The organism is Collimonas fungivorans, assembly GCF_028292705.1.
In the GTDB taxonomy this organism is placed as follows: Bacteria; Pseudomonadota; Gammaproteobacteria; order Burkholderiales; family Burkholderiaceae_D; genus Collimonas; species Collimonas fungivorans_B.
On record NZ_JAQGLV010000047.1, the window covers coordinates 1 to 5657 of the forward strand.

Consider the following 5657-nt stretch of genomic DNA (forward strand, 5'->3'; position numbering starts at 1 on the left):
GCGGGTCGCGGATCGCAACCCGGCCGACCCAGTCGCGTTCGGCATTGGTGCGCACATCTACCAGGATCGTGGCGACGTCTGCCTGCAGCAAGGCAAACGCCTCGCTCGGGGTGACGGCGCCGGCATAAGGCAGGTGGTCGTTCTGGCCGCGTTGCCGGGCGGTGGTCAGGAGTTCGTCGGTGGTGGGCATGGGCATCTCCAAAAATGATGGTTTTTTCAACAAGTGGTTATTTAATGTCTGGTCGCACCATTGTGGTGATAATCCTCGGTTTACCAAGACCATCGCACAAAAAAGGTGCTCCTATTTTTCGTTGCACCATAATGGTGATTTTCGATAACGAGGGCAACTCCAAAAAAGGCTGATACAGCGTTCTACACAAGCTAATTACAGGATCGAATAAGCACGCCGCGATGAAAGGATGGTGGCATGGATTCTGCTATCATCCTGCACTGAGTTCTGGTCGTACTGAATTGCTGTCCGGTCATAGTTTGCTCACTACCTGTACATCATGATGTTACTGCGACGCTGAAAACTGCGCGCAACAGATCTTGAGCAGGGCGCACAATTTAAAAATTGCAGTACCTTTCATATTTAGGAGATTCACATGGCAATGACGGCCGCAGAAGTCTTGAAAATGGCAAAAGACAACGAAGTCAAATTCGTTGATTTTCGCTTCGCTGACACCAAAGGCAAGGAACAGCACGTAACTGTCCCTGTCTCTCATTTCGATATCGATAAATTTGAGTCGGGTCATGCATTTGACGGTTCTTCTATTGCTGGTTGGAAGGGTATTGAAGCTTCCGACATGTTGTTGATGCCGGATCCGAACACCGCGAACATCGATCCGTTCATGGAAGAAACCACATTGTTCATGCAATGCGACGTGATCGAGCCATCCGACGGCAAGGGTTATGACCGCGATCCGCGTTCGATCGCCAAGCGCGCTGAAGCCTACCTGAAATCCTCCGGCCTGGGCGATACCGCCTATTTCGGTCCGGAACCAGAATTTTTCATTTTCGACGACGTCCGCTGGGGCGCCGACATGTCCGGCTGTTTCGTCAAGATCGGTTCGGAAGAAGCTGCATGGAGCTCCGGCGCCAAGCTCGAAGGCGGCAACACCGGCCATCGTCCAACCGTCAAGGGCGGTTATTTCCCGGTGCCGCCGGTCGACAGCTTCCAGGACATGCGTTCGGAAATGTGCCTGATCCTGGAATCGCTGGGCATCCCGGTTGAAGTGCACCACCACGAAGTGGCCGGCGCCGGCCAGAATGAAATCGGCACCAAGTTCTCGACCCTGGTCGAGCGCGCCGACTGGACCCAGAACCTGAAATACGTGGTCTGGAACGTTGCCCACACCTACGGCAAGACTGCCACTTTCATGCCTAAGCCTATCGTTGGCGACAACGGCTCCGGCATGCACGTGCACCAGTCGGTCTGGAAAGACGGCAAGAACCTGTTCGCCGGCGACGGCTATGCCGGCCTGTCCGAATTCGCGCTGTTCTACATCGGCGGCATCATCAAGCACGCCAAGGCCCTGAACGCGATCACCAATCCAGGCACCAACTCGTACAAGCGCCTGGTTCCGGGCTTTGAAGCACCGGTCAAGCTGGCTTATTCGGCACGTAACCGTTCGGCTTCGATCCGCATTCCGCACGTGGCCAATCCAAAGGGCCGCCGCATCGAAACCCGTTTCCCGGATCCCCTGGCCAACCCATACCTGTGCTTCTCGGCATTGCTGATGGCAGGCCTGGACGGCGTGCAGAACAAGATCCATCCGGGCGAAGCAGCGTCGAAAGACCTGTACCACTTGCCGCCGGAAGAAGACGCGCTGATCCCTACCGTCTGCGCTTCGCTGGAAGAAGCACTGGAAGCGCTGGACAAGGACCGCGAGTTCCTGACTCGCGGCGGCGTATTCAGCGACACTATGATCGATGCTTACCTGGACCTGAAGAAGCAGGAAGTCCAGCGCTATCGCATGACGACTCACCCGATCGAATTCGACATGTACTATTCGGTCTAAGTTAGTTCGCAAGTCTGAAAAGATAAAGGACAGGGATTTCCCTGTCCTTTTGTTTTTTTGGCATACTTGTTTCAACCTTCCGCACATCGCAAACTATATTGTGCGGGATGGTTTGTCATTGGATGTTTCTTGACATAAACTAGCGGCTCGATTGAATTGCACTTGCGAAGAAAGTCTATGAAGCGTCTTTTACCAGGATTTCTGCTATTGGCGGCCGTCAGCATCGCCGCAGGCACTGCTCACGCCCAAAGCGAGGTGTATCTGTGCGTGGACCAGAACGGCGTCAAGGAATACAAGAACACGGGCGACACCAAAGGCTGCAAGCGGGTCAGTCTGCCGCCGCTGACCGTGACTTCGTCCGGCAGCAAGCCGGCGCGTGAAGGTGCCGCCAGCAAGCCGGCAGCTTCCACCCCGACCGACTTCCCGAAAGTGGACAACGGCACGCAAAAGGCGCGCGACAACGACCGCCGCCAGATCCTGCAGGATGAACTGAGGAACGAGCAGCAGCGCCTGGCCGATCTCAAGAAAGACTATAACGACGGCACGCCGGAACGCCAAGGCAATGAGAAAAACTACGCCAAGTACCAGGAACGGGTGGCGTCGATGAAAGAAGACATTTCCCGCAGCGAAAAGAATGTCGACGCACTCAACCGGGAACTGTCGAATCTCAAGTAGTCGCCAGCATGGTATCAACCTTGCTTAATGCATAAGGCCGCCTTCGCGGCCTTTATTTTTGCCTACCCGGTTTAAGATAGAGCAGGGCCGGACGCACCATAATGTGGCGATCCGGCATATTACCCACCGACATTGCTTACAAAGCTTGTTATGCTCGGAAAATGCACTATTTCAATCATACCGACAGTCTCACTGGCGCCGGCGCCGATGTGCCTCGCCTCGCTTTGCCTGGACCAGGTTTGTTAACAAGGATGCCAGGATGCCAATAAAAACCGCCGAACGGAACGCGCTCGCCAGCCTCGATCTGCTGGCCTCAGCGGTGCTGGTGCTGGACCAGCACGGACGCCTGGTGTTCGCCAACGCCGCTGCGGAAAACCTGCTGGAGAGTTCCAGCCGCCTGCTGCAGCAGCAGACGCTGTCCGACCTGTTCCTGAATCCGGACCAGCTGCTGGCGATCTTTGCGCAGGCTTTGCAGCATCAGTTCGACGATTCGCGCCAGGATCTGATCCTGGAGCGGGTGGGGCGCGAGCCCTTGTGGGTCGACACCATCGTCACCGCGCTCGACAATCCCGACATGCCGGTGCTGATCGAGCTGCGCGAGAATGTGCAGCAGCTCAAGCTGGAACGCGAGGAGCGCCTGATCGACCAGAGCCAGGTCAACAAGGAGCTGATCCGCAACCTAGCCCATGAAATCAAGAATCCGCTAGGCGGCATCCGCGGCGCCGCCCAGCTGCTGGAGCTCGAGTTGCCGGAGCGCCACGTCAAGGAATTGCGCGAATATACGCAAGTCATCATCAAGGAAGCCGATCGCCTGCAGACCCTGGTGGACCGCCTGCTGGCGCCGCACCGGCTGGCGCAGATCGTGGGCGACGTCAATATCCACGAGGTATGCGAGCGGGTGCGCAGCCTGATCGTGGCCGAATTCCCGAGCGGCCTGAGCATCAAGCGCGATTACGACCTGTCGATCCCGCAATTCCGCGGCGACAAGGAGCAGCTGATACAGGCAATCCTGAACATCGCCCACAACGCCGCGCAAGCGTTGCAGGAGCGCATCAAGGCGGGCGACGCCGAACTGGTTTTCCAGAGCCGGGTAGTGCGCCAGGTGACGCTGGCCAAGGTCCGTTACCGGCTGGCACTAGACTTGCATATCATCGACAATGGACCTGGCATCCCGGCCGAGATTCAAGAACGCATTTTCTATCCGCTGGTATCGGGACGCGACGGCGGCAGCGGTTTGGGTCTGACGCTGGCGCAAACCTTTGTGCAACAGCACATGGGTGTCATCGAATGTGAGAGCCGGCCGGGATATACAGATTTCAGGATTCTTATACCTCTGCCCTGATGCTTGCGTGCAAGCAGTAGATAGGCCGTCATGGCGATGATAAATAGTTTAACGGACTGCGCTTCTGGCGCAGCACAAAACACATGAAACCAATCTGGATTGTTGACGACGACGAATCGATTCGATGGGTGCTTGAAAAAGCGCTGGCCCGCGAAAACCTGAGCACCAAGAGTTTCTCCAATGCGCGCGATGCGATCGAAGCGCTGCAATCGAGCACGCCGCAAGTGCTGGTCTCCGATATCCGCATGCCGGGCGCTTCCGGCCTGGAGCTGCTGCAAACCGTCAAGGCCAAGTTTCCCGGCGTGCCGGTGATCATCATCACCGCTTTTTCCGACCTCGATTCCGCGGTTGCCGCGTTCCAGGGCGGCGCTTTCGAATACCTGGCCAAGCCGTTCGACGTCGACAAGGCCGTCGAACTGATACGGCGCGCGCTGGAAGAAAGCTTGCGCGAAGCGAATGTCGAGCAGGCATCCGCCGAGACCCCGGAAATCCTGGGCCAGGCGCCGGCCATGCAAGACGTGTTTCGCGCCATCGGCCGCCTGTCGCAATCGAACGTGACGGTGCTGATCACCGGCGAATCGGGCACCGGCAAGGAGCTGGTTGCACGCGCCCTGCACAAGCACAGCCCGCGCGCTTCGCAGCCGTTCATTGCCCTCAATACCGCGGCGATTCCGAAGGACTTGCTGGAGTCGGAACTGTTCGGCCATGAGCGCGGCGCATTCACCGGCGCCCAGGCCTCGCGTCGCGGCCGTTTTGAACAAGCCGAAGGCGGCACCCTGTTCCTCGATGAAATCGGCGACATGCCGTTTGATTTGCAGACCCGTTTGCTGCGGGTTTTGTCGGACGGCCATTTCTATCGCGTCGGCGGCCACCAGTCCTTGAAAGCCAACGTCCGCGTCATCGCCGCGACCCACCAGAACCTCGAGACCCGGGTCCGCGAAGGCCTGTTCCGGGAAGACTTGTATCACCGCCTGAACGTGATCCGGCTGCGCTTGCCGAGCTTGCGTGAACGGCGCGAAGACATCCCGATCCTGACCCGTTATTTCCTGAGCCAGAGCGCCAAGCAGCTGGGCGTCGAAAGCAAGCGGGTCTCCGACAACGCCATGCGTTTCATGAGCAGCCTCGACCTGCCAGGCAATGTGCGCCAGCTGGAAAACCTGTGCAACTGGATCACCGTGATGGCGCCCGGCCAGACGGTCGAGATCAAGGATCTGCCGCAAGACCTGGTCGGCGGCCGCGATCAAAGCATGCAGCTGGAAAGCCCGGCCAGCCGGCCGGTGGCGTTTGATCCGCACCTGGCGGCGCCGGCCGCCGCCGCGCACTATCCCGAAATCCAGGCGCCTGCGATGCAAGCCGCCGGTGAAAAACAAAACTGGATTGCCTTGCTCGAGGTTGAAGCGGCGCACATGCTCAGCAATGGCGACGCCGACGTCATGGATGTGCTGGGACGGCAGTTCGAATCGGCCTTGATCAAGATTGCCTTGCGCCATACGCATGGGCGCAAGAACGATGCCGCGGTACGTCTCGGCATCGGCCGCAATACCATCACGCGCAAGATCCAGGAACTGGGCATAGCCGGCGCCAAGGACGATTGACGGCAAGCAGGAGCGGATTTACCG

4 protein-coding genes and 1 pseudogene are annotated in these 5657 nt (G+C 58.2%); 4 read left to right on the forward strand and 1 reads right to left on the reverse strand.

Features of this window, described 5'->3' with window-relative positions:
• Positions 1-190, reverse strand: a pseudogene (locus JWQ61_RS02385) (rhodanese-like domain-containing protein); the annotation flags it as partial.
• 415 nt (positions 191-605) lie between these two features.
• Between JWQ61_RS02385 and glnA the strand changes: the two are divergent.
• From glnA to ntrC, 4 genes are all read left to right on the forward strand, one after another.
• Positions 606-2021 carry a type I glutamate--ammonia ligase gene (gene glnA / locus JWQ61_RS02390; RefSeq protein ID WP_304359100.1) on the forward strand — a complete coding sequence of 472 codons (1416 nt, stop codon included), beginning with the start codon at positions 606-608 and terminating at the stop codon, positions 2019-2021.
• Positions 2022-2198: 177 nt separating this feature from the next.
• Positions 2199-2696: a DUF4124 domain-containing protein gene (locus JWQ61_RS02395; protein WP_304359101.1), complete on the forward strand. Its 498-nt coding sequence runs from the start codon at positions 2199-2201 to the stop codon at positions 2694-2696.
• A gap of 259 nt (positions 2697-2955) precedes the next feature.
• The gene (gene glnL / locus JWQ61_RS02400) at positions 2956-4038 is read left to right on the forward strand and encodes a nitrogen regulation protein NR(II) (RefSeq protein WP_304359102.1); all 1083 of its coding nucleotides are present in this window, start codon (positions 2956-2958) and stop codon (positions 4036-4038) included.
• Between the two features lie 83 nt (positions 4039-4121).
• Complete coding sequence (ntrC, locus tag JWQ61_RS02405; RefSeq protein WP_304359103.1) at positions 4122-5633, forward strand: nitrogen regulation protein NR(I); 1512 nt, start codon at positions 4122-4124, stop codon at positions 5631-5633.
• Positions 5634-5657: the final 24 nt, after the last annotated feature.